Source organism: Pseudoduganella violaceinigra DSM 15887, assembly GCF_000425385.1.
Classification (GTDB): Bacteria; Pseudomonadota; Gammaproteobacteria; order Burkholderiales; family Burkholderiaceae_D; genus Rugamonas; species Rugamonas violaceinigra.
Genome location: NZ_KE384357.1, coordinates 476,156 through 499,955, shown reverse-complemented (window position 1 = coordinate 499,955; position 23,800 = coordinate 476,156). Strand labels below are relative to the sequence as shown.

The following is a 23,800-nucleotide window of genomic DNA, read 5'->3' as shown; positions in this document are numbered from 1 at the left end:
GAACGCGCAAACGCAGTGCACGGTCGCCATAGCGAAGGCGCAGACAAAAGTAGTTATTCAGACCGAGATCAAATACCGCGACCGGATCAAAACGGTCTACTTAAAAGGAGAAGTGATTGAGAAACAAGTGCCACTGTATGTTACGCCTAGCGATGACAGTGCTTTCGGCGTCAATGCTGGCTTCGTGCGCGCATACAACGCCGCCTGGTCAGGTGACGATCCCGGACCCGCCGCCGAGTCTGATCGAGAGCCCGCCGGAATTCCGCTCTCTGAGATTGCGGAAGCTGACGTCCACAACGCTACAAGCTGTCGCGCTTGGCGGGAGCAAGCACTCGGCTGGCGCGAATACTACAAGCAGATAAGAAGCGTAATAGAGAAGCCGGGCTAGTGCAGACGTCTGTACAGAAGTCTCGCCGATGCGTTAACGACAGGATCACTTGCTATCCGATTTCGCCAGCAGTCGTGCCAATATTAATGCTATTAGTCCTGGTGGGACTGCGTTCGCGATCATGGTGCGAAGTGAAGTAATATTGCGCACGTTGGAAAAGCTGAAGTAATCAGGAAACCCCTGAATGCGCGCTGCCTCGTGCGCGGATATCATTCTCCGTTGCGTCGGGTGGACGTAACGGCCTTGCCCCATAGAGCCAAAACCGCTCGTAATCGTTTGCGATGGAGCATCTTTTCTCAGCCTGCCGTACATCGAAACGTATGAGTGGACTTTATCTCTATGGCAGGCCGGCCGAAGCTGATTCGGAAGATCAAACAGGTTGTTGTCAAAGAGGTAGTTGATTCGCTCGATGTTATCCTTCGACATCTTCGTCGGCCTTGACAGCAGACCAAGGCTTGCCGGCTTTTCCATCTCAAGATCGGAAATAAAGCTCCATATCGAGGCCGTAGTTGCAGGCTTGGAAAATGTCAGTGCCTGCTCCAACTCTGCCTGATTGTGCTTCCTTGAGGCGACCAAAATATGGCGGCGTCTTGCTTGAGGAAGCCCAAAGTCGGCTGCGTTCGCAACGAAATCGAGCACGCTATAACCCGCCAGGGTTAGCGCAGACACGGCGTCAAATACGACTTTTCCCGAAGAGTGGACAACCGGGGGCACGTTCTCTACAACGAGGAATTCAACTTTGAGTGATAAAGCCATGGCTACCGGAACCGTATAGAGCTGATTCCGAGGGTCATCCCTGCGGCTGGCATTGTTGAGGTCAGAGTTCCCTTGGCACGGTGGACCTGCCACTAAGAGATCGACGCGTCCAAGCGTTTTTGCGAGTGCTTTGCCTTGCTTAGACAGCACTACGCTTCCAGGCGACTCAACTAATGCGGCTAGATCTTGATGCAAGGTCTTATGTGAGTCGGGCGAAAAATTTGCGCCATAGACTTGGAGTGCTTCATCCCAATTATCAGCGGCTAGAGCGATTTCCACGGGTCTTGCGACCATCGCCCCAGCTAAGGTAGCTCCCAAGCTGAGACCGCCGCATCCGCAGAATAGGTCTACGATCCTGACTTTTTTGCCAGTTTGTTGCCATTCTGGGTGAGCCTTGAGGCGCACGAAGTTCTCCCAGTTCGGGAGTTGGCCGGCTGAGGGAAACGACGATTGGGTGTCGAGATCGCGATCTTTAGGCATACGCCTTTTCTTCCAAGAAGCTGTCGAAATCTGAAATAACGCGTTGCAAAATGACCTTCGTTTTTTGATGAAATTCGTTAAGCTGGCGAGCAGTGTAATTTCTGCCGCAATCACCGAAAGATTTCGTGCCGTGAGCAAGCTCGTTACGTTCGGTTTTGACAGTCAGCAGGGCTGGTTCACGATACGCATGCTTGGTAGGAACTCCAATCTCCTTTAAGGTTTCACGGATAACCTGGCAATCTAAATTGCCGGAAAATAATTCGGACCGATCAAAACAGGCGACGACAAGAGTAAGGGTGTTCTGTTCCATGCGAGTCACCAACGACGACGGATTTCGTTTTTTTGCATAGCTCAGAACGAGGCGTTTCATCGCAGTGTTTAGCTGATCAAATGAAACTTTCCCTGTGTGCAAGTGATCGAATACATCTTGCAGAATATTCGTCATTGTCGATTCAATTAGATTGTAAATCATCAGAAGTGCCGACGACTTCATCGTATTAGCGAGCGATACCGAAAATCCCGTTGAAGCCTCAAGCGCAATCAAATGCTGAATGTACTCATCGACTTCGGCATCACGGCGCTGAAACTCTATTTCCGCCGGTAGCATTATGCTTCCAGTAATTTGTTGCGAACAAATTCGATGCGCCCCTTCAGCTTGGGCTGTGAATTACTAGCATCTGACACCACGTGGTTACTGAATTCCTTAGAGGTAATCCAGTCCTCAATTTTTTTCTTAGAGCCGATTAGGTTCGGGCTAAGTCGTTGGGCAAGGGTGATGCCGCACGCCAACGCCTCGAACCTGACCCGAGCCACGCTTGATGAGATTGGGCTTTTTCGGAATCCGTATGGCAGATTGGCGGTGGCGAAGTTCACCATCGATTGGAATTCCTGAAGCATGCGTTCTCGAGGAAAATCATGTTGATGAGACTTCAGATAACCATCCAAAAACTTTCTTACATCATGGCGGAACGTCAAGTAACTGTCGCAATACGCAAAGTAGCGCAGTACAAGCTCTTCAGCCTCCTCACGACGTTGCTTTACATGCGAGATAGGGCAAACTTTTCGGAATTCTTCTGTAGCTGCACATTCACGGATGAAATCGTAGAAAGGTCCAGTGTAAATACCTTTTCGTTTCTCCATGTCTTTGAGCTCGTCGCTGCCGGTATTAATTCGCTCAAAAATGTCTCGCCTAATCTCCTCTGTTGCGCGGTCCGAAAGCTCAATGACTCGAATACCTTGACGTTTAATTTTTCTCTGTCTTGAAATTTCAAGATCCGAAAAACAAAAGCCGTTCAGCTTATCCAACTTTTCTAGATGCGATAGGCGAAGATGGTCACTTAAAAAAGCATGGAGGGTTCGAATGCGCTGCGATCCGTCGACAATTTCCGCCCGACCTTCATCATCCTGAATGCTCTTAGGTAATGTTGCGATAAAAATATACGGAATAGGCAATTCTAGAATGACAGACTCTATGAACTTGCTTTGCCTAGCTTTGCTCCAAACAAATTCTCGCTGGTAGGTTGGGACGTAGATTTCATTTTCGTCCTCTTCAAGACCATCGCTATATTTTTGAACGAGAACTTCAACAGTAAATTCTTTCGTCTGATAATCGACGTCGCTTTTAAGCGCTCGTACTTGACCTTCAGCTTCAACACTATTAAGAACAACTTCTGGTTTGGCAGCTCTAGCCATGGATTTTTTAACCTTGATGACAGCAATAGTGGAAATTATGCACCATAGATTGGCCAACTCTTACCACGCACTCGGACGAAGGCAGCTCCAATGAAAGCCGAACATTGCGCCCCAATGTCGCTCAGGATGCCAGTCGCGCATCAGAAGCGCACAGGGCAAATTTGGAAGAGGTGAGGCATTGTGCCATAACTCAACTTAGTCAGGAGAGCCTTGGGCGACTTCAGAAATGTAGACTTCACAGTCGATCTTGGTGATGGATCTAAAGTCTAATCTGCGACGTAATATGTCTAGTTGCGGAAACCATTTCCGGAACTTTGCAGATAAACCGAGGTTGACAGTGAACCCGGCTCATCAAGTGCTACATCACACGGCGTAAAAAAACCCTTGATCCACAAGGGTTCGATCGTTTTGTCTTGGCGGAAGCGGTGAGATTCGAACTCACGAACGGGATTAACCGTCGGCAGTTTTCAAGACTGCTGCCTTCAACCACTCGGCCACGCTTCCAGAGCGCAGGATTATACATTCTCGGGCCGGAACATGCCACGATTCCTGCAGTTCGTCGCAAAACCCGGCCAAAACCGCCTCGTAACCGGTAAATTTGCCCCACTTTCATAAAACAAAGGGGACCGAATGAAACTGCATACCATCGCCTGCGCCGCAATGACACTGATGACGGGCGTTGCCATGGCCGATCCGATCAACGTAAGCGTGGCGCCGGCCAAGCCGTTGATTGAGCAGGGCAAGGGCCAGCAGCTGCTGAACATCGACTTCCTGGTCAAGAACGACAGCCAGGACAAGGTCGAACTGAGCGAGATTGAAGTGTCGGTGCTGGGTGATGCCGGCAAGCTGGTGGCGCAGTACCGCGTTGGCGCCAATGGCCGCAGCGTGTTCGTGGTGCCAAACCGCTTTATCGAACCGGGCAAGTCGGAGCTGGTCTTCAACCCGCTCTTCGCCTTCCCGCAGGAGCTGGACCTGTCCCACCTGCGCTACACCTTCAAGTTCGATGTGGGCGACGACACCAAGTACACCGTCGAACTCCCTGTCGAACCAAGCGCTTACAAGCCGAAGGCGCAGCTGCAGCTGCCTGTGGCCGGCCCGGTACTCGTACACGATGGCCACGACTTCTATGGGCATCATCGACGCCTGCCTTTGCTGGACCCGATGGCGCAAGCGCTGAAGTGGAAGCGCAATTTCATGCGCTACAGTTATGATTTCGTGGTCACAGACGACCAGGGCCGCATGTTCAAAGGCGATGGTTCGCGCAATGAAGATTGGTACGGTTGGGGCAAACCTATCCTGGCACCGGCCGGCGGTAAGGTGATCCGCGCCGTCAGCTCCATTCCGGATAACGCCAAGGGCAAGGCGCCGCCGTTTGGCCGCGACCAGTTCATCGCCGATCCGAGTGTCATGTGGGGCAACCATGTCGAGATTGAGCATGGCAACGGCGAAATCAGCCTGCTGGCCCACATGAAGCAGGGCAGTGTGGCAGTCAAGGTGGGCGATACCGTCAAGGCGGGCCAGAAGGTCGGGGAAATGGGCTTTTCAGGCGATGCTTTCCTGGTGCATCTGCACTATGACTTGAAAAACGCCCCGGGCTTCGATGCCGATGCGCTGCCGTCGCCGTTCAATAACTTCGAACGCCTGACGGGTAAGCGCTGGCTGAAGGTCAAGCAAGGGCAGGTCGATAGCGGTGACGTGGTGCGTTCGTCCGCTCGTTGATCAACGGATGCGGCGCGTGGTTTCGCGTACCACCAGTTCCACCGGTGGGATGGTGCCTTCCACGTCGTCGCCGTTGATCAGTCCCAGCATCGATTGCACTGCCGTCTGTCCGATCACATAGAGCGGCTGGCGGATGGTGGTCAGCGGCGGGGTGGTGTACGAGGAGCCGGGCAGATCGTCGAAGCCGACCAGCGAAATATCGTCCGGCACGCGGATGCCTTTGCGGTACAGGAAAAGGCGCGCGCCATATGCCGTCTGGTCGTTGACTGCGAAGACGGCGGTGAACGGGTGCTGGCTGTCGAACAGGCGGTTCATCGCCATCAGGCCGCCGGCTTCATGCAGGTTGCCTTCCACAATAAGCGCGGGATCGAAGGGGATATCGGCTTCCTTCAAGGCCCGTTTATAGCCGGCCAGGCGTTCCACTGAATCGCGATTATCGGCTGGCCCCGCAAGGTGGGCGATGCTGCGATGTCCCATCTCGATCAGGTGGCGCACGGCCAGCCAGGCGCCATGTTCGTTATCGAGCGCGAAGCCGATGGCGCGATTGGTGCGCAGCACGCGGCCCAGGGAGACGATCGGGCGCTGCGCCGCAAAGCCCAGCACGGCGGCATCGGTCATGCGGCCGGTCAGCAGAATGATTCCGTCCACTTTGCGCGCGAGCAGCAGGCGAATGCGCTCCGCCTCTTCGTCGGCATTCCAGTGGCCGCTGACGATCACCGAGGCGTAGCCGGTGCCTTTCAGTCCGTCGTCCACCCCATGCAGGATCTCGTCGAAGAAGGGCGAGGCAATGTCCTGCACTACGATCCCGATCGTCATCGTGCGCCCATGCTTCAGACTTTGCGCCATCTGGTTGGGGGCGAAATTCAGTTCGCTGATTGCTGCCAGCACGGCTTGCCGTTTGTCGTCGGCGACTTTGGCGGTGCCGTTCAGTATGCGCGATACGGTGCTGGGGGAGACGCCGGCACGGCGGGCGACGTCGGTCAGCGTAGCTGGCGGCGGGGTAGTGGCGAGATCGTTCAAAGGAGGATTCCTGAAATGCTTTTCAAGCGCAGATTACCACAGAACAGTGTCGCATAAAGCGCCGGGCAACCCGCTTGTTGCGAAAAAGTTATGAAAGACCAGCTTGAAAGCGTTTTCATCCCGCTGTTGCAAGGTGCTGACGGGGCCGTCGGCGTCGCTGTGGCCTTTTGTACTCCTGACAAAAAATCTGTTGACTTCTTATTTTTATGAAATGTAGTATGAAATCGTTTTCAGGAAATAAGAAATCGTTTTCACAACAACAACGGAGACAATATGAAGTTTTCTGCAATCCAGATCGGGGTGCTGGCCCTGGTCGCCTCCATGAGTGCCAATGCACAGCAAACCGCGCCCGTGGCAGCTAACACCGAAGCCACCGTCGTGCCAGAGGTCCTGATCACGGCGACCAAGCGCACCACGTCATTGCAAAAGACCCCCGTGGCCGTCACCGCGCTGGATGCCGCAGCGCTTGAAGATGCGCATGTACAGACGATCCAGGACGTCACCAATCTGGTGCCGAGCTTCCAGGCCACCGGGCAGGGCGACCACGGCGTCATCACCATGACCATGCGCGGTATCGGCAACGACTCCGCCAAAACCGAATACGCCGATCCTGAAGTGGCCTTCTTTGTGGACGGGATCTACTCGCCGCGCCCGGAAGGCGCCACCGCGCTGCTGTTCGATGTGGAAGCGATCGAAGTCCTGCGCGGACCCCAGGGTACGCTGTGGGGCCGTAATTCCACCGTCGGTGCGGTCAATATGCAGACCGTCAAACCCAAGCTGAAAGAGTTTTCGGGCAGCGTATCGGGCGGTATCGGCGACTTCGCCCGCCTCGGCGCGCGTGCGGCCTTGAACGTGCCGACCGGCGAGAATTCCGCCCTGCGCGTGGCCGTGATCCACGAACAGCATGACGGCTATGTGAAATACCAGACCTTGCTGAATATCCCGGTCGCCGACCAGCGCGCGGCCTTCCTGGCAGGCGGCGGCAATCCGGCGCAGTTCCAGCCGATCAATCCGAACAACTACGTTACCAACGGGCCGCGCTACAACGCGCAAAACCAGAGCGGCGTGCGGGTGAGCTGGCTGTACCAGCCGAGCGAGCGCTTGAAGTGGAATATCTCCTATGAGCGCTTCCAGGATCGCGGCACCCCGAATATGAACGTGATGCAGACCCCGCGCGCCGGCCAGGATGAATGGTCGGCCCTGATCGACACCGCGCCCTTCCTGCACCGCGATGTGAACACTTTCCGCAGCCGCGTCGACTATGCGGTGAGTCCGGATATGTCGCTGGCCTACATCGCCGGCCATTCCAAATTCTCGGGGTCGTCCACGTTTGACCAGGATGGCGGCCGCGTGCTGCCGACCAGCTTCACCACCGGCGGCGATTTCCAGGCCAATAACACGGTCTGGTCCAAATACAGCAGCAATAGCCATGAACTGCAACTGCAGTCGGTCGGCCAGAAGGAAGTGGACTGGCAACTGGGCGCCTACTACGCAGAGGAGGATAACGGCATCCGTTTCGACATCCCGATCATGCACGGTACCCAGCAGGGTAGCGTGGTCTGGCAAGGCTCTTTCATCCAGCCGAAGGAAACCGTCGATTCCCGCGCCGTGTTCGGCCAGGCGACCTGGAATGCCGGCAGCCTGCACTTGACGGGCGGCCTGCGCTACACCTCGGACAAGCGCACCAACGAAGGCGGCAACGGCTATACCTGGAACTACGATCCCACCGTGCCGCAGCTTCCGGTGACCCCGAATATCGATCCGACCAAGCCGGGACAGGGCTATAAGCCAAGCGTGCCGTCCAACGACGGCACATACAAAGGCAGCAAGACCACCGGCCTGGCGCGCCTGAGCTACGACCTGGGCAAGAACCACATGTTGTACGCCAGCGTGTCGACCGGCTACAAGTCCGGCGGCCTGCAGGATGGCGGCCGTACCTATGGCGCCGAGACCTTGACCAACTACGAGTTCGGTAGCAAGAGCGCCTTCCTGGGCGGTGCGCTGCGCGTCAACAACGCGGTGTATTACGAGAAATTCAAGGATTTCCAGTTCAGCTCTCCAGTCACCAATCCAGACGGATCGCACACCTTCGTCACCAGCAATGTGGATGGCGCCAAGGTGTGGGGCGCTGAGTCGGAGATCCAGGCCAGGCTGTCGGCGGACGACAAGCTGGCGCTGGCCCTGGCCTACACGCATACCAAACTGGGTTATCTGGTCGCCGGCTCCAACGATTATTCGCTGCCGTTCTGCCCGGACCTGAATTCGAGCTGCCTGAATGTCACCGGCAATATCATGCCGCACGCGCCAAAATTCTCGGCGCACCTGAACTACCAGCACACATTCCGCATGGACGACGGCAACACCCTGATCCCGCGCATCTCGGCGCACTATGAAACCAAGTCCGAACTGTCGATCTTCAATATGGGGCCGGAAGACCAGCAGCAGGCCTACACGAAGTTCGATCTTGGCCTGCGCTACCAGGGGCCAAAGCAGTTCTGGGTGGATGCCTACGTGCGTAACGCCGGCGACAAACGCATCAAGACCAGCGCCATGAACGGCGGCAACGTGTGGGTGGCCCAGTACCTGCCGCCGCGCACCTTCGGAGTTAACGCGGGCATCGACTTCTGATCCCGCCGCAACGCGGCCTGCCTCGTCCCCCGGGGCAGGCCATCTTTTCCCGCATTTACCAGTGATCAACGCATGAAAGACACACGCCTTCCGCCCGATTTTCTTTGGGGCGTCGCCACTAGCGCCTTCCAGATCGAAGGCGCCAACCAGGAAGACGGCAAAGGCCTCTCTATCTGGGACGTATTCTGCAGCACGCCCGGCAAAATCAAGGATGGCAGCGACGGCAGCGTCGCCTGCGACCATTACCACCGTTATCTCGAGGATGTTGAAATCATCGATTCGCTGGGCGTCGATGCCTACCGCTTCTCGATTGCCTGGTCGCGGGTGCAGCCCGATGGAAAAGGCGCCTGGAACGAGGCCGGCTTCGCGTTTTACGAGCGCCTGCTCGACGCGCTGGATGCCAAGGGCAAGCAGGCCTACGTCACGCTTTACCATTGGGACTTGCCGCAAGCCTTGCAGGAGGAGGGCGGCTGGCTCAATCGCGACACCTGCTTCCACTTCGCCGCTTACGCTGCGGAAGTGGCGCGCCGCTTCGGTAACCGGGTCGCCAGCATCGCCACCCACAACGAACCATGGTGCACGGCCAACCTTGGCTACGGCAACGGCCAATTTGCACCGGGAGTGCGCGACGCGAAGGCCGCCGTTCAGGTCTCGCACCATCTACTCCTGTCGCATGGCCTGGCCATGAACGCCATGCGCGCCGTCGGATCAAACGCGAAGCTGGGCATCGTCCTGAACCAGTGGACGGCCGATCCGGCCACCGGCAGCGCCGCCGACCGCGCCCTGGCGGAAGTGGAGTATGCGCGTTCGGTACAATGGTTCATGGACCCGATATTCAAAGGCCGCTACCCGGAGCTGGCACTGCGCCACCACGGCGCCAATGCCCCGCGCGTCGAGCCGGGCGATATGGAGATCATTCGCCAGCCGATCGATTTCCTCGGCGTGAATTACTACTTCCGCGCCTTCTGCAGCGCCGAGGACCCGCCGCGCATGCCGCCGCTGGAAAACGGCCGCACCGATATGGGATGGGAAATCTATCCGCAAGGCTTGACCGAACTGCTGCTCAAGCTCAATGGCGAATATGCGCTGCCGCCGATCTACATCACGGAAAACGGCATGGCCAGCAGCACGCCCGGGCACGACGAGGAACGTATCTCCTTCGTCGCCCGCCACCTGGATGCGCTGGCTAATGCGATGGCGCAGGGCGTCGACGTGCGGGGCTACTTCATGTGGAGCTTGTTGGATAACTTCGAATGGGATTCGGGCTACGCCAAGCGCTTCGGGATCGTCCACGTCGACTATGCCACCCAGGCGCGCACTCTGAAGGACAGCGCGCATTGGTATCGCGACTTCATCAAGGCGCAGCGTTCATGAACCGCTCGCCGCTGACGTGGGTGCCCACCGGCTATTTCGCCATGGCGATGGGCTACATGATGCTGACCAGCGTGACGTCCATCATGTTCAAGAACCTTGGCATGGATAACGGCCGCGCCGCCCAGTATTCCAGCATGCTGATCCTGGCCTACACCATCAAGCCGCTGTTCGCGCCGGTAGTGGAAATGTACCGCACCAAGAAATTCTTCGTGCTTGTGACGCAGCTGCTGCTTGGCCTGGGATTTGGCGCCGTGGCATTGGTGATGGGGATGCCCGGTTCGATGGCGCTGATGATGACGATGTTCTGGATCATGTCCTTTATCGGGGCCACCATGGACATTGCCAGCGACGGCGTCTATGTCACGTCGCTCAGTTCGCGCAGCCAGTCGCTGTACTGCGGTGTGCAAAGCCTGAGCTGGAATATCGGACCGGTGGTGGCCTCAGGTGTGCTGGTCTATTTGAGCGGCCGACTGCACACTGATCTTGGCATGGACTGGATGGGCGCCTGGCGCGTGGTCTTTATCGCCGTGGCTGCGCTGCTGCTGGCGATCACGGCCTGGCACTGGCGCGTGATGCCCGACGGGGCACGCGCCGCCGATACCCCGCAAAGCTTGGGGCACGCCGCTTTAATCCTGCGCGACGCCTTCAAGACTTTCTTCGAAAAGCGCGGCGTGTGGATGATGGTGGCGTTTGCGCTGCTGTACCGCGTCTCGATCGGCCTGCTGGAAAAAATCGGGCCCTTTTTCATGGTCGACCCGGTGGAAAAGGGCGGTCTCGGCATGTCCAATGAGCTGCTGGGCATCGTGTACGGCACCTATGGCTTGCTGGCCGTGCTGGCCGGCTCCCTGGTTGGCGGCTGGTATGTGGCTAAACGAGGTTTGAAGCCGGTCTTGTTCACGCTGTGCTGCGTGCTGAATATTCCGATCGCCACTTTCCTGCTGATGGCGATCTACCAGCCATCGAGCCTGTGGGTGATTGGCGCCGGGGTAGTGGTCGAGAAGTTCTCGTTTGGCTTCGGTTCGGTGGGCTTCATGATCTACCTGATGCAGCAGCTGGCTCCCGGCAAGTACACCACGACCCACTACGCCTTCGGCACTGGCCTGATGGGCATGTGCGGCATGTTGACCGGGATGGTCAGCGGACACCTTCAGCAGGCCATGGGCTATACGAGTTACTTCTGGCTTGTGATGGCGGCTACGCTGCCATCTTTTCTCGTGACCTGGTACGTGCCTTTCCACAATGACGAGGCGCCGACGGTTGCCAAGCCCGAGCCCCTTCAGCCAACGGCCGTCAGCAGTTCGGTGCCATAGGAATTGTCGACCACGCAGAGCCATCGCCCATCGGCTTCAGCGCGGAATACATAGGTGGCGCGTCTTTCGATGACAGCGCCACCCGTTTCGAGTCGCGTTTCCATGATGACCAGCGCCGTTCCCGCGCCTTCAATGATCTCCATCCTTCCTTGCTTGACGCTGATCTGGTGGTTGAAATACTCGGCGATGGCGATGAAGGCTTTGCGGATCTGCTCTTTGCCGCGCGCCTGCAAGCCGGGTTTAACGACCAGGGTGGCGTCTTCAGCGTAGAACGCCATTAGCGCGTCGAAGTCCTCGGCGCTGATGGCGCGGTCGGCGGCCTCGATGGCTTCTTTCACGGGATGTTTTTGCATATTGGGCTCCTTTACTGTTTTATAACAAGCATTTCTCCAAGCAGCAACAAGGAGTTAGAATAAAAAGTCACTAATTCTTGGGAGACCGGTATGACGCCAATCCTGTTCGCACTGCCAGGCAATGAGGCGACGACAGCCCGGCTGTCCGAGTTGTTGGGGTGGGAGCAGGGGAGTCTGCAGGTCCGGCGTTTCCCGGACGGTGAATCCTATGTGCGCTATCACGCGGATGTGAAGGGGCGCCAGGTGGTGCTCGTATGTACGCTGGACCGGCCGGATGACCGCTTCATGCCGATGTATTTCGCGGCCAGCATTGCGCGCGACCTGGGCGCCTCCAGCGTGGGCCTGGTGGCCCCTTACCTGGCCTATATGCGCCACGACGCGATCTTTAATCCAGGCGAAGGCATCACCTCCGCCCATTTTGCGCGGCTGGTATCGGGCGTGTTCCATTGGATGGTGACCATCGATCCGCACCTGCACCGCCATCGCGACCTGGCTGAAATTTATACCATTCCGACGCGCGTGGTACGCGCCGCGCCGGCAATCTCGCAATGGATCGCCGCGAACGTCCCGCAGCCGCTGGTGATCGGCCCCGACGCCGAAAGCGAGCAATGGGCCGCCGAAGTGGCGCGCGGCGCCGGCTGTCCCTGCATCGTGCTGGAAAAAGTGCGCCGCGGCGACCACGATGTGGAAGTCTCGGTGCCGGACACCGAACGCTGGCTGCACCATACTCCCGTCGTTGTTGATGATATTGCATCGACGGCCCGCACCATGATTGCCGCGGTTGGCCATGTGCGCCGGGCCGGCTTGCCGGCGCCGGTCTGCGTTGCCGTTCATCCGCTGTTCGCCGCCAGCGCCTATGAAGACCTGATCGCCTCGGGCGTCGCGCGCACCGCCAGCTGCGACACCGTCCCGCATGCCAGCAACGCCATTCCTGTCGCATCCCTGCTTGCCCCGGCCATTGCAGACATGACACGCGCCGCCGCCTAGGCTATATTCCTGCCTATGTGGAACTGGATTCGTAACTGGTATCGAAGGCTGCGCATGCCCGCGGCCTTCCGCGCATACGAGCGCAAACTGCGTGCCGCCCATGAACAGGAGGCGCGCAAGAAGTTTTCGACCGTACGCTACGAAGCCCGCCTCCTCGCCGCAAGCAAGGCCATGGAAGAGCGCGCCCAGCGCCGCTTCGACATGCCGGCCGCCAAGCTGCAACTGGAAGCGGTGGCGCTGGGGAAACAGATCGAATCCTGCCGCACCCAGCTCGCCAATTTTGAACGCCCCTTCCGCGACGAATACCAGGTGCTGGAAGCCGAAATGGCCTTGCTTGGCGAGCGCCGCCGCAACGCCTACGCGGAAAAGGATCTTGCCGCCATCGAGGAAGTGAACGCCGAAATCGCCGAACTGCAAAAGCGTACCCATGGCGTACGGGGCGACCTGGCGGTGCAGACCGACCTGCGCGAGCAGGGCCTGACGCCGGAAAAACTGCGCCGCACCGTGCAGCGCTGCGAAGGGCGCCTGCAAGCCATCCAGGATGAGCAGGACAGGCTCAGCCGCGAGCGTGCCAACTACATGAAGCATTCGTCGGACCGTGCCGAGATCGATGCCATCGAAAGCGATATGCTGGCGCTGGAGCGCCGGCACATCCAGTTCCTGCGCGATTTCGACTCGCCGATGGAGCGCCGGCGCCGCGAGCGCGAGCACGAACAGGCCTGGCTGAACGGGGCCTAATCGAGCGTCCTTTAATCTGCGTCAATCCTGCGCATGGCCGCAAGGGCAAGCGCCTGCCTATACTTGGCTCATCGCGCTGTGATTCCCCATGGCGGATTGTCGGGAGGACGGGCCATGCGCAACCATTCCCTGGGCGGCAATATCGGTGCACTGCTGCACCGCTGCAAAAAACTGGAAACGACCTTGCGGGGTGCCGGCATTCCCGCCTTCCTGGCCTGCATGCCGCTGGCCCTGCTGGCGTTTGAATACGCGCTGTTGCTGCGCCAGAAGAACGCCAATATCAGCCGTATCTCGCGCCGCATCATGCGCTGGCAAAAGACGGTGCTGGAGTTGTCGGCGCATGAAAAAGGCCGCTCCGAATTCATCGACCTGGACCGTAAAATGCGCGGCGATATCGAAGGCGCCTGCGATTCCATGCGCACCCTGCGCGACCTGTGCGTGCAGATCTGCGATATGTTCACCGCGGTCGGCTATGAATCGGCCATGCTGAAGCGGGGACGCGAGCGCTTCGACGCAACCGTGGATGATGCGTGCCGCTTGTCGCAAGCGCTGATTGATTCGGTGGATGCCCACGATCGCCGCGCCCTGGCGATCCGCCAGCAGGAGCATGCGATCGAACAGGCAGGGGAGGCGAGCGCGGCGGCACACGCGGCCCGCGTCTCCGCCGAGGCTTAGAAACCTTCCAGCACAATCTTGCCGCGTGCCCGGTTGCTTTCGAGCAGGGCATGCGCGCGCTTCAGGTTGGCGGCGTTGATGGCGCCGAAGCGTTCACCCAGCGTGGTTTTCAGCACGCCGCTGTCCACCAGGCGCGCCACGTCATTCAGTAGCGCGTGCTGTTTTGTCATGTCTTCGGTTTCGAACATGGAACGGGTGAACATGAATTCCCAGTGCAGCGATACGCTCTTCAGCTTCAGCTGGCGCACGTCGATATTGGCTGGGTCATCGATCAAGGCCAGCCTGCCTTGCGGCGCCACCAGTTTGGCCAGGGCTGGGAAATGGTGTTCGCTCTCATTGAGGCTGGCGATGTAGTTGACTGGCGGCAGGCCGAGGCGCTGGATTTCCTCATCGAGCGGCTTGCTGTGGTCGATCACATGGTGGGCGCCCAGCGCCTTCACCCATTCCGCCGTTTCGGGGCGCGATGCGGTACCGATGACGGTCAGTCCCGTCAGCTGGCGCGCCAGCTGGATCAGGATGGAGCCGACACCGCCGGCAGCGCCAGTCACCAGCAGGGACTTGCCTGCTTCCTGCGCCTTGTCGCGGCTGACACCCAGCCGGTCGAACAACAGTTCCCAGGCCGTGATGGCCGTCAGGGGCAGGGCGGCGGCTTCGGCAAAACCGAGCTTCGAGGGTTTGTGGCCGACGATGCGTTCGTCCACCAGGTGCAGTTCGGCATTGGTGCCCGAGCGGCCGAGGGCGCCGGCGTACCAGACTTCATCGCCCGGCTTGAACAGGCTTACATCGGGGCCGACGGCGCGCACGATGCCGGTCGCATCCCAGCCCAGGACTTTGTTTTCGCCTTCCGCCGGGGCGACGTTCAGGCGGATTTTGTAATCGACCGGGTTCACGGACACTGCCTTGACCTCGACCAGCAGGTCGCGGCCAGTGGCGACGGGCGCCGGCAATTCAATGTCGAGCAGGGCATCGGCGTGGTCGATGGGCAGGGAAGCGCGGTAGGCAACAGCTTTCATGGGGTGGTCTTTCATAAGAAGTGGCGATGGATGCATCTTCGGCCATCCCGGCTTCAAGAAAAAGACTAAAATTATGGAAACACTTTCAAAGGAATGATGAAAATGCTGCGCCTGGACGACCTCGAGGTCTTCGTCTCCACGGCCGACCGCGGCAGCCTGTCGGCAGCGGCGCGCTCGCTGGATATTTCCCCGGCCCTGGCCAGTGCTGCGTTGAAGCGCCTGGAAGAGGAATTGCAGCTGCGCCTGTTCGCCCGCACCACGCGTTCGCTGCGCCTGACTGCCGAAGGCGAGCACTATTTGCGCCACGCCCGCGAAGCGGTACGCCAGCTGAGGGAAGGGCATGAGGCCATTCGGCAAGGCCAGCAGGAATTGGCTGGCCTGTTGAAAATCTCGATGCCATCGGATGTCGGCCGCAATGTGCTGCTGCCCTGGCTGGATGCCTTCCAGGCGGAATACCCGGCCATCAGCCTGCAGCTGTATGTCAGCGACCGGGTGGCCGATATGTACCGCCAGCCGGTGGATCTGGCCCTGCGCTACGGCAGGCTGGATGACTCGAGCCTGGTGGCCATGCCGATTGCGGCCGATAACCGGCGGGCCTTGGTTGCCGCACCCGACTATCTGCGCAAGCACGGCGCGCCGTCCAACCTGGACGAGCTAGCCCGGCACAATTGCCTGCGCTTTGCCCTGGACGATATGCTGTACGACCGCTGGGCCTTCCCGGCCCAGGACAAAGTCGTGCAGGTCAGGGGCAATCGCAGTAGCGATGATGCCGACCTGGTGCGCCGCTGGGCGGTCGCGGGATTGGGCATTGCCTATAAATCACGGCTGGACGTGACCGCCGACCTGAAAGCCGGTCGCTTACGATTGCTGCTACCAGATGTAATGGGTGAAGAGGTGCCATTACAGCTGGTTTGCATGCACCGCTCGCAGGTCACGCCCGTCGTGATTCGTTTGCGCGACTATTTGCGCGCTCAATATGAACAGCTGTGCGAGACTGCGGCTTAATGGGCTTTGGAGAAGATCAGCAGCCAGCGGCTGAACAGCAGAACTTCCAGATGGCCCGGCTGCACGCCGGTATCGCATTCGATGATGGGGTTCACAGCGTAAAAGCGCTTGCGGAAGTCGCGGCACACCAGCACTTCACGTTTGCCGAAGCGAACCAGGAAAGACGTAGGGGCATATTCCAGGCCAAAGCGGGAGCCGAAGGTGCTGTTCATAGTGGTCATGACGAATTCCTTTTGCTGTGATGTGTTTAACGAGTCATCAGAATAGCACAAATACTGTATGAATCAACAGTACTGGATAAAAAATCAGTTTTTATTGTTAAGCGTTGTATGAGAGATACGATCCGTCTTCCCCTGCATCTGTTGGCCGGGCTGAGCCTGTTGATTACCGCCGCAGGCCTGTTCCAGGCCATCGCCGGCGCCGCCGTGGGGCCGGGCGCCCGCCTGGCGGCGCTGGACGTCGGTGTCGCCCAATGGTTGCACGCGCGCGCCTGCGAGCCGCTGACCACGCTGCTCCTGGCGGTCAGCCACCTGCACAGCGTGGCCGGTATCGCCTTCCTGTCGCTGCTGTTTGCCTGGCATCTCTGGCGCCGGCAGGCGCGCTATTGGCTGCTGACCCTGCTGCTGGCCGTGCCGCCGGGCATGGTGCTGAATGTGCTGCTCAAGCACAGCTACCAGCGCGTGCGCCCGACCTTCACCGATCCGCTGCTGAGCTTGCCGACGTACAGTTTCCCGAGCGGCCATACGCTGGCCGCGACGGTCTTCTATGGCGTGCTCGCTTGCTACCTGTGGACGCGTGCCCGCAACGCGGCCCAGCATGCGGCACTCGCTGGCGGCGCCGTGCTGATGGTGATGCTGGTCGCATTCAGCCGCATGTACCTGGGCGTGCATTACCTGACGGATGTCGTGGCGGCCGTCGCGGAGGGACTCGCTTGGCTGGCGATTTGCGTGACCGCGGTCTCCAGCCTGCGCCGGCATCGGGAGCGGCCATGAAGCGCATTGCTGTCGTTATCAATGCCGGCGCGGGGCAGGGCTATGGCCCGCAGTGGCGCGCTACGCTTGCCGAGCGCTTTGCCAGCCACGGACTGGATGCCGACATCACCCTGGCGGAGGACGCCAACCACATCATGGCGGCGGCACGCGCGGCATTGGCCGCCGGTGCGCCCATCGTCGTGGCGGGCGGTGGCGATGGCACGGTCAATGCCGTGGCCTCGGTCGTGCTGGACAGCGGCGCCGTATTCGGTGTCCTCCCGATGGGAACCCTGAACCATTTTGCGCGCGACCTGCGCATTCCGTTCCAGCTGGATGCGGCGATCGCCGCGCTGGCCGCGGGCCATGTGGCGCGCGTCGATGTGGGCGAGGTCAACGGCCGCATCTTCCTGAATAATTCCAGCCTTGGCCTCTATCCGGACATCGTGCGCGACCGCCAACGCCAGCAGCGCCGCCTCGGGCGCGGCAAATGGACGGCCTTCGGCTGGGCGACGCTGGCAGCCCTGCGGCGCTATCCTTTCCTCAGCGTGCGCCTGTCCTTGGGGGCGGAAGACTATGCGCGCCGTACGCCCTTCGTCTTCGTGGGCAATAATGAATACCATATGCAGGGATTCAATATCGGCGAGCGCGATCGCATCGATGGCGGTATGCTGAGCGTCTACGTGGCGCAGCGGCCGACCCGGTTCGGATTGGTCAAGCTGGCGTTGCGGGCGCTGTTCGGGCGGTTGCGCCAGTCGCGCGAATTCCATATCTTCCAGGCCGGGGAAATGGTGATCGAGACCCGCCACCGCCGCCTGCGCGTGGCAACCGACGGCGAGGTGACGGTGATGGCGCCGCCGCTGCGTTACCGGATCCGGCCGGCCGCCTTGCCAGTCATCGTGCCGCCGCCACAGGAGGATTGATGCGAACCCTGGTCCATATCTCCGACCTGCATTTCGGCCGCGTCGATAATTCCCTGCTGGCGCCCTTGCGCGAATTGATCGGCGACCTGCGGCCCGATGTCGTGGTGGTGTCCGGCGACCTGACCCAGCGTGCTCGCAGCGAGCAATTCCGCCAGGCGCGGCAGTATCTCGATACCCTGCCCAAGCCGCAGATCGTGGTGCCCGGCAATCACGACATCCCTTTGTATAACGTCGCCGCGCGATTCTTCCAGCCGCTGGTGAAATACCGCCGCCACATCACGCGCAACCTCGCGCCAGAGTTTGTCGACGATGAAATTGCGGTGTTGGGCTTGAATACCGCACGCTCGCTGACCTTCAAGGACGGCCGCGTGAACCAAGGCCAGGTCGAATACCTGCACCATCGCTTTGCCCAGTTGCCGCGCAGTGTCACGCGGGTCGTCGTGACCCATCATCCCTTTGATTTGCCGCGCCACCTCGATCGCGATGACTTGGTGGAGCGGGCGCCGATGGCGATGGAAGTGTTCGCACGCTGCGGCGTGGATTTGCTGCTGGCGGGGCATTTGCACACCAGCCACACGCACAGCACCGCCGAGCGCTACGAGATCGACGGCTATGCCGCATTGGTGGTCCAGGCCGGCACCGCGACCTCCACCCGCAGCCGGGGCGAGACCAATTCATTCAATGTGCTGCGCGTACAGCACGACGAAATCCAGGTCGAGCGCTATGGCTGGATCGACGAAAGCGGCTTTACTCTCGCGGCCACGGATAATTTCCGCCGCCAGGGTGATATCTGGCGTCCCGCTGCCTAGACGAGCCCGATGACGTCGGCCATTTTTTTGAGAAAGAAGCTGCGGTGTGAGATAGATCAAGCGCTACAGCCAATAGTCCCACACGCGTGCGAGCCATTCCTTCAGCCGGTTGGAGAGCGGCCGTTTGTTCCAGGCGGCGAGCGTGACTTCGTTTGAATTATGCAAGTCTTCCTTGAAGGCTTTTTCCATCTCAAGCCCGAACACATCGCCCATCACAATCACATTCACTTCGCTGTTGTGAAGAAAACTGCGGCGGTCGAGATTGGTCGATCCGACGGTCGACCACACGCCATCGATCACCACAGTCTTCGCATGCAGTACCGACAGCTTGAGCTCATGAATCTTCGCGCCGGCCTCAAGCAGGGGCCGGTAATACGCGCGGCCCGCGTGGAAGACCAGGCCGCTATCGGACACGCTGGGCAGCACCAGCTGCACATCGACACCGCGCCGTGCGGCATTTTCCAGCGCCTGCAACGTCTGGTCGTCGGGAACGAAATATGCGCAAGTGATATGGATCGACTTCTTCGCTTCCTGTATCGCCAGCAGCAAGGCCTTGTAGATCTCGAAGCGCCCCTCGGGCCGCGACCCAAGCACACGCATCACTTTGTCGCCGGCCGGCGCTACCTGGACAAAGTATTTGGCATCGCGTAAATCATCGGCATCCTGCTCGATCCAGTTCTGCACGAACAGCCACTGCATGGCCTGCACGGCCGGGCCTTCGATGCGGACATGGGTATCGCGCCAGCCGACATCGTTCACTCCCTTGGCCCGCGCTGGCGCTGGGCCGCCGCCCGATCCGCCGCGGAATGGCGAGCTTCTGGAGTAGGTATCGCTGATATTGATCCCGCCCGTGAAGCCCACCTTGCCATCCACAATCAGCATCTTGCGGTGGTCGCGGTTGTTCAGCTTCCAGCCGTTGCCGCGCGTCCTGGCCGGATTGATCGGGTTGAAGGCAAGCAGTTTTACGCCGCTTTCCCGCATATGGTCGAAGAATTGCTGCGGCACGCCGATGGTGCCCACGCTGTCGTAGATGACATTGACCACCACGCCCTCACGCTGCTTCTGGATCAGCAGGTCGGCAAACTTCATGCCCAGCTCGTCCTGGTCGAAGATATAGGTCTCGAAATTGATATGGTCCTTGGCGGCGGCGATGGCCTTCATCATTTCCGCCATGGTTTGCGGACCATCGAACAACAGTTGCACCTTGTTGCCCGCGATCAGGGGTACCCCGGTTGCCGCTTCTTCCAGCGCGGCCTGGCCCGTCAGGTCCAGGGTGGACTTGGCCCAGCGCTTCTTCAGCAGTTGTTCGGTGGTTTGGCGCGGCAGCTTGCCAGCCGAGGTCACGACTTCCGGAACGGCCTTGGCGCGCGCCTTGGCCTGGTCGGGATCGACCTCGGGCAGGGATGCGCAGGCCAGTAAGGTCCAGCCCGCGAGTATAACGACCAGCCAGCGACGTGCCTTCATGTTGAGCGCCCTCCGACGGCCAGTCTAAGACAGCCGTGAACGGTTGAATGTTCGCTGTCGAACATAATCAGCTGTCGTTCGGCCGTGCCGCTTCGCGCCACGCTGGCTGGCCATGCGGCGTCGAATCGTTTTGTTGGTGCGCGCACAGATTGCAGACCCTGCCTGCCCTAATCTGGCGCCATGAAAGCGCTTGCCACACTGCTGTCCTTGCCCGCATTGGCGCTGGCCCAGACCGGGGAGCCGCCGGCGGCAACGGGTGTCCAGGTCTACGGCGTCGTCGATGCCGGCGTGGTGGCCGAGCGCGGCTGCAAGGAGGCCTGTGCCAATCTGCGGCTCTCTCCCGGCATATCGGAAGGTTCGCGAATCGGCATCAGCGGGCGCGAACCGCTGGCTGGCAGCGGCACGGCCGCCGTCTTCACGCTGGAGGGCGGCATCGAGAACGACACCGGCCGCTCCGAAGACGGCCGGCTGCTGGGCCGCCAGGCCTGGGTGGGACTGGATGGGCCGTGGGGCGTCTTGACGCTGGGGCGCCAGTACAATCTGCAGTACGAGGCACTGGTTGAAGTGGCCGATCCCTTCCATGGCGGCTTGTCCGGCGCCGCCACCAACCTGATGGGCTACACGGCGAAACGCTATGACAATGCCGTCAGGTACCGCACCCGGTCCGGGCGCGGCTGGAGCGCCAGCGCCATCTACAGCTTCGGCGAATCCGAATTCAGCACGACACGCAATCGGGCGTATGGCGCAACGCTTGGCTATGAGAACGGGATGTTCAACATTCGCATTGCCCACCAGCGCAAGCGCAATCCCATTGAGGCGGTCGGCACCACGCAGCCGGTCGATCTGTCCGCACGCAATACCCTGGTGGCGGCCAACCTGAATCTTGGCGCGGCCACGGCGTTCGCCGCCTATGGCGTCAACCGTGGGCTGGGCAGCTCGCCCTGGGATCCGGCCAATCCCTACGGCGCCCTGCTACTGTCCACGCCGTCCATGTACAGCCATGACATGCTGGCCGGGCTCTCCTATACCAGCGGGCGCGCCATCTATATGGTGTCCTTGGTGCACAAGGATGACCGCAGCCCGCTCAAGCATGACGCCGACCAGGCTGCCGTCGGCTTGATGTATTCATTCTCCAGGCGCACCGCCGTGTATGCCTCCTTCGCCAATATCCACAATCGCAACGGGGCGCCTTACACGGCCGGGAATGCCAGTGAGCGCGGCAAGGGCAACCGCGCCCTGACCCTCGGTCTGCGCCACGCATTCTGATGTGCTACATTCCCTAGCTGGATCTTTCAGCGGGGAATACATGTATCTGACTTACTTCAACGGGAACTGGGCCGAAGGCAATGCGCCCCTGTTTGGCGCGATGGACCATAGCGTCTGGCTCGGCTCTTCCGTATTCGATGGTGCGCGCGCCGTGCGCGGCAAGCTGCCCGATCTGCGCCCGCACCTGGAGCGCGTGGTGCGTTCGGCACGCAGCCTGGGGCTGGAGTGCCCGCTCAGCGTGGAGGCCATGGAAACACTGGTGAAGGAGGGCGTGGCCCGCTTTCCGGCCGACGCCGAGCTGTATATCCGCCCGCTGGTGTTCGCCACCGATGGCCTGCTGATTCCGGTCGCGGAAAAATCGGCCTTTGCCCTGACCCTGTTCGATGCGCCGATGCCGCCGTTTACCGGCTTCTCCGCCTGCCTGTCGGCCATGCGCCGCCCGGACCCGGACATGGCGCCGACCGATGCCAAGGCTTCCGCCCTGTACGCCAATTCCACCCGCGTGCTGCGCGAGGCCAAGGAAAAGGGTTATGACAATGCCGTTATGTGCGACAGCCAGGGCAATGTGGCGGAGTTTGCCACCGCCAATCTGTTCTTCGTCACAGCGCAAGGCAAGGTGGTCACCCCGGCGCTGAACGGCACATTCCTGGCCGGCATTACCCGCGCCCGTGTCATCAAGCTGTTGGCCGACGCCGGCATCGAAGTGGAGGAGCGCACCGTCAGACCGCAGGAGTTGGACAGCGCAACGGAAATCTTTAATACCGGCAACTTCGGCAAGGTCATTCCGTGCATCCGGTATAACGGCCGCAGCTTGCCGGCCGGTCCGGTGGCCAGCAAGGCCCGCGAGCTGTACTGGGCCTTTATTGATCGTGGCGAGTAGGCTGCTTCACCTCGGGGCCCGGCTTGCTGGGCGGAGCGGCGGGCGGCGGCGGCGCTACGCTGCCGCAATCGGCGCTTAGCCAGCGGCCGTTCCCTTCGACCACCATGTTCTGCGGCTTGCCTTGTGCTGTGCTGTTGACGTTCATGCGCATGCTATAGGCGGTATTGCCGTTGAAAATCACCTGGCCGTTGCCGCTGGACGGCGGCTTGCTGCAGTTGAAGCTCACGTTCATGCCGCCCGGCACGGGGGTGCGGGTGGTGGTGCATTGGCCGGGCTGGCCAGCCGGCAAATCCTGCTTCTCCGCCATTTCCTTGGTCAGGCAATAGGTCAGCTTGACCCCGCCGCCATCGCCCATGCTCATATTGACGCCATGGCGCGCCATCATCTGTTCCATCGCCTTGCGCTGTTCCGGCGCCATATTCGCCATCTGCTGCTGGGCTGCCGCCATCATCGCCATGGTTTCCGGGCTGGCGGAGGCGACGCGGTTGTTCAGCTCCCACAAGCCCGGTTTCAATTGCTGCGCCCAGGCGGGCAGGGCGGCAAGGCAGAGCAAGGTCAAGGCGGTCTGTTTCATGGAAGCTCCCAGGTTGGACGCGGTGTTGCGGCGATTGTAGCGCTAAAGCCGGGGCGGCGGCCCGCTGGCGGTGCGCGGCGCCGTCCCGGATGGGCTTGTTCAGCCTTGCGGTGGACGCGGCTCGGCCACGTAAATTTCCACGCGGCGGTTGCGCGCGCGTCCCGCCGCATCGTCGTTCGAGGCGATCGGCTCCTGTTCGCCGCGCCCTTCGATCACGATGCGGGTCGGCGAGACGCCGCGCGTGGCCAGGTAGTCGCGGGTGTGGGCGGCGCGCTCGACCGATAGGGGCTGGTTGGTGGCGGCGCTGCCCGTGCTGTCGGTATGGCCGACGATGCTGACCGTGGCGGCCGGGTTGTCGTTCAGCGTGGTGGCGAAGCGGTCCAGGATCGGGCGGAAGTCCGGCTTGATGTCGGAGCGGTTGGTATCGAACGAGATATCGCTCGGGATCTCCAGCTTCAGGCGATTGTCGCCGGTCTGCGAGACTTGCACGCCGGTGCCCTGGGTGGCTTGTTCCATCTGCTGCTTCTGCGCTTCCATGCGCTTGGACCAGACATTGCCGACCACGGCGCCCACGGCAGCGCCCAGGACGGCGCCGCCGGCTGCGCGCTTGCCGCCGCCGGGGCCGGTGGCCGCACCGAGCACGGCGCCGATGCCGGCGCCGACGCCAGCACCGGTGGCGGTGCCGCGCTGGGTTGCATCCATCTCGGCGCAGCCGGTCGTGGCCAGGGCGGCGATCAGCAGCGCGGCCAGGGTTTTATTGGGCATGAACTTCTCCTTT

Annotated in this window: 23 protein-coding genes and 1 tRNA gene; 13 read left to right on the top strand and 11 right to left on the bottom strand. The window is 60.4% G+C overall.

Translation table 11 applies throughout. The annotated features are described in order from the left end of the window. Positions 1-433: 433 nt before the first annotated feature. From H597_RS34320 to H597_RS0122065, 4 genes are all read right to left on the bottom strand, one after another. Positions 434-1,624 carry a DNA cytosine methyltransferase gene (locus H597_RS34320; RefSeq protein ID WP_083941228.1) on the bottom strand — a complete coding sequence of 397 codons (1,191 nt, stop codon included), beginning with the start codon at positions 1,622-1,624 and terminating at the stop codon, positions 434-436. Next, positions 1,617-2,231, bottom strand: a complete 615-nt coding sequence (locus H597_RS32060) for an MAE_28990/MAE_18760 family HEPN-like nuclease (RefSeq protein ID WP_035374872.1) — start codon at positions 2,229-2,231, stop codon at positions 1,617-1,619. Before H597_RS32060 ends, H597_RS34320 begins: the two co-directional genes overlap by 8 nt. Continuing rightward, positions 2,231-3,316, bottom strand: coding sequence for a DUF262 domain-containing protein (locus H597_RS32055; RefSeq protein WP_035374973.1), 1,086 nt, complete (start codon positions 3,314-3,316; stop codon positions 2,231-2,233). The genes H597_RS32060 and H597_RS32055 overlap by 1 nt, the downstream gene beginning before the upstream one ends. A 414-nt stretch (positions 3,317-3,730) precedes the next feature. Further along, positions 3,731-3,820 (bottom strand) — tRNA-Ser (locus tag H597_RS0122065). Between the two features lie 126 nt (positions 3,821-3,946). Here H597_RS0122065 and H597_RS33515 point away from each other — a divergent pair. Continuing rightward, positions 3,947-5,035 carry a M23 family metallopeptidase gene (locus H597_RS33515; protein ID WP_051294012.1) on the top strand — a complete coding sequence of 363 codons (1,089 nt, stop codon included), beginning with the start codon at positions 3,947-3,949 and terminating at the stop codon, positions 5,033-5,035. Here the strand turns inward: H597_RS33515 and H597_RS0122055 are convergent, their stop codons facing one another. Further along, positions 5,036-6,055: a LacI family DNA-binding transcriptional regulator gene (locus H597_RS0122055; RefSeq protein ID WP_028104025.1), complete on the bottom strand. Its 1,020-nt coding sequence runs from the start codon at positions 6,053-6,055 to the stop codon at positions 5,036-5,038. It abuts the gene before it with no gap. Between the two features lie 273 nt (positions 6,056-6,328). On the opposite strand from H597_RS0122055, the gene H597_RS0122050 reads away from it, so the two are divergent. The 3 genes from H597_RS0122050 to H597_RS32045 all read left to right on the top strand — a co-directional run bounded on the left by H597_RS0122050 (position 6,329) and on the right by H597_RS32045 (position 11,367). After that, positions 6,329-8,683, top strand: coding sequence for a TonB-dependent receptor (locus H597_RS0122050; protein ID WP_028104024.1), 2,355 nt, complete (start codon positions 6,329-6,331; stop codon positions 8,681-8,683). Positions 8,684-8,755: 72 nt separating this feature from the next. Next, on the top strand, positions 8,756-10,057 hold the full coding sequence (locus tag H597_RS0122045) for a GH1 family beta-glucosidase (protein ID WP_028104023.1): 1,302 nt from the start codon (positions 8,756-8,758) through the stop codon (positions 10,055-10,057). Continuing rightward, the gene (locus H597_RS32045) at positions 10,054-11,367 is read left to right on the top strand and encodes an MFS transporter (RefSeq protein WP_051294011.1); all 1,314 of its coding nucleotides are present in this window, start codon (positions 10,054-10,056) and stop codon (positions 11,365-11,367) included. The genes H597_RS0122045 and H597_RS32045 overlap by 4 nt, the downstream gene beginning before the upstream one ends. On the opposite strand, the gene H597_RS0122035 is transcribed toward H597_RS32045, so the two are convergent. After that, positions 11,334-11,720 (bottom strand): YybH family protein, encoded by a 387-nt coding sequence (locus tag H597_RS0122035; protein ID WP_028104022.1) that lies wholly within the window; start codon positions 11,718-11,720, stop codon positions 11,334-11,336. The two genes, H597_RS32045 and H597_RS0122035, sit on opposite strands and share 34 nt — an antisense overlap. Positions 11,721-11,810: 90 nt before the next feature. On the opposite strand from H597_RS0122035, the gene H597_RS0122030 reads away from it, so the two are divergent. From H597_RS0122030 to H597_RS0122020, 3 genes are all read left to right on the top strand, one after another. After that, entirely contained in the window at positions 11,811-12,707 is an 897-nt protein-coding gene (locus H597_RS0122030; RefSeq protein ID WP_028104021.1) for a ribose-phosphate pyrophosphokinase, read from the top strand. 54 nt (positions 12,708-12,761) lie between these two features. Then, on the top strand, positions 12,762-13,445 hold the full coding sequence (locus H597_RS0122025; RefSeq protein WP_028104020.1) for a hypothetical protein: 684 nt from the start codon (positions 12,762-12,764) through the stop codon (positions 13,443-13,445). Positions 13,446-13,559: 114 nt separating this feature from the next. Next, a complete protein-coding gene (locus tag H597_RS0122020) occupies positions 13,560-14,120 on the top strand; it encodes a hypothetical protein (protein WP_028104019.1) in 561 nt (186 codons plus the stop codon). On the opposite strand, the gene H597_RS0122015 is transcribed toward H597_RS0122020, so the two are convergent. Then, positions 14,117-15,133 (bottom strand): zinc-binding alcohol dehydrogenase family protein, encoded by a 1,017-nt coding sequence (locus tag H597_RS0122015; protein ID WP_028104018.1) that lies wholly within the window; start codon positions 15,131-15,133, stop codon positions 14,117-14,119. The two genes, H597_RS0122020 and H597_RS0122015, sit on opposite strands and share 4 nt — an antisense overlap. A gap of 102 nt (positions 15,134-15,235) precedes the next feature. Here H597_RS0122015 and H597_RS0122010 point away from each other — a divergent pair, with 102 nt between their 5' ends. Next, a complete protein-coding gene (locus H597_RS0122010) occupies positions 15,236-16,138 on the top strand; it encodes a LysR family transcriptional regulator (protein WP_028104017.1) in 903 nt (300 codons plus the stop codon). On the opposite strand, the gene H597_RS0122005 is transcribed toward H597_RS0122010, so the two are convergent. Next, entirely contained in the window at positions 16,135-16,359 is a 225-nt protein-coding gene (locus tag H597_RS0122005) for a hypothetical protein (protein WP_028104016.1), read from the bottom strand. The genes H597_RS0122010 and H597_RS0122005 overlap by 4 nt on opposite strands. Positions 16,360-16,467: 108 nt before the next feature. Here H597_RS0122005 and H597_RS0122000 point away from each other — a divergent pair, with 108 nt between their 5' ends. Genes H597_RS0122000 through H597_RS0121990 form a run of 3 tightly spaced genes read left to right on the top strand, consistent with a single transcriptional unit; the run spans position 16,468 to position 18,838 of the window. After that, positions 16,468-17,130: a phosphatase PAP2 family protein gene (locus H597_RS0122000; RefSeq protein ID WP_035374871.1), complete on the top strand. Its 663-nt coding sequence runs from the start codon at positions 16,468-16,470 to the stop codon at positions 17,128-17,130. Next, on the top strand, positions 17,127-18,029 hold the full coding sequence (locus H597_RS0121995) for a diacylglycerol/lipid kinase family protein (protein ID WP_028104014.1): 903 nt from the start codon (positions 17,127-17,129) through the stop codon (positions 18,027-18,029). The genes H597_RS0122000 and H597_RS0121995 overlap by 4 nt, the downstream gene beginning before the upstream one ends. Then, complete coding sequence (locus H597_RS0121990) at positions 18,029-18,838, top strand: metallophosphoesterase family protein (RefSeq protein WP_028104013.1); 810 nt, start codon at positions 18,029-18,031, stop codon at positions 18,836-18,838. Before H597_RS0121995 ends, H597_RS0121990 begins: the two co-directional genes overlap by 1 nt. A 63-nt stretch (positions 18,839-18,901) precedes the next feature. Here the strand turns inward: H597_RS0121990 and cls are convergent, their stop codons facing one another. Beyond that, the gene (gene cls / locus H597_RS0121985) at positions 18,902-20,302 is read right to left on the bottom strand and encodes a cardiolipin synthase (protein ID WP_028104012.1); all 1,401 of its coding nucleotides are present in this window, start codon (positions 20,300-20,302) and stop codon (positions 18,902-18,904) included. 180 nt (positions 20,303-20,482) lie between these two features. On the opposite strand from cls, the gene H597_RS0121980 reads away from it, so the two are divergent. Together H597_RS0121980 and H597_RS0121975 are read left to right on the top strand one after the other, a co-directional pair. Beyond that, positions 20,483-21,568, top strand: a complete 1,086-nt coding sequence (locus tag H597_RS0121980) for a porin (protein ID WP_028104011.1) — start codon at positions 20,483-20,485, stop codon at positions 21,566-21,568. Between the two features lie 40 nt (positions 21,569-21,608). Further along, the gene (locus H597_RS0121975; RefSeq protein WP_028104010.1) at positions 21,609-22,448 is read left to right on the top strand and encodes a branched-chain amino acid aminotransferase; all 840 of its coding nucleotides are present in this window, start codon (positions 21,609-21,611) and stop codon (positions 22,446-22,448) included. Here the strand turns inward: H597_RS0121975 and H597_RS32040 are convergent. Together H597_RS32040 and H597_RS0121965 are read right to left on the bottom strand one after the other, a co-directional pair. Beyond that, on the bottom strand, positions 22,429-23,022 hold the full coding sequence (locus H597_RS32040) for a DUF3617 domain-containing protein (RefSeq protein ID WP_083941227.1): 594 nt from the start codon (positions 23,020-23,022) through the stop codon (positions 22,429-22,431). The genes H597_RS0121975 and H597_RS32040 overlap by 20 nt on opposite strands. Positions 23,023-23,121: 99 nt before the next feature. Further along, complete coding sequence (locus H597_RS0121965; RefSeq protein WP_028104009.1) at positions 23,122-23,787, bottom strand: YiaD family glycine zipper/OmpA-like lipoprotein; 666 nt, start codon at positions 23,785-23,787, stop codon at positions 23,122-23,124. Positions 23,788-23,800: the final 13 nt, after the last annotated feature.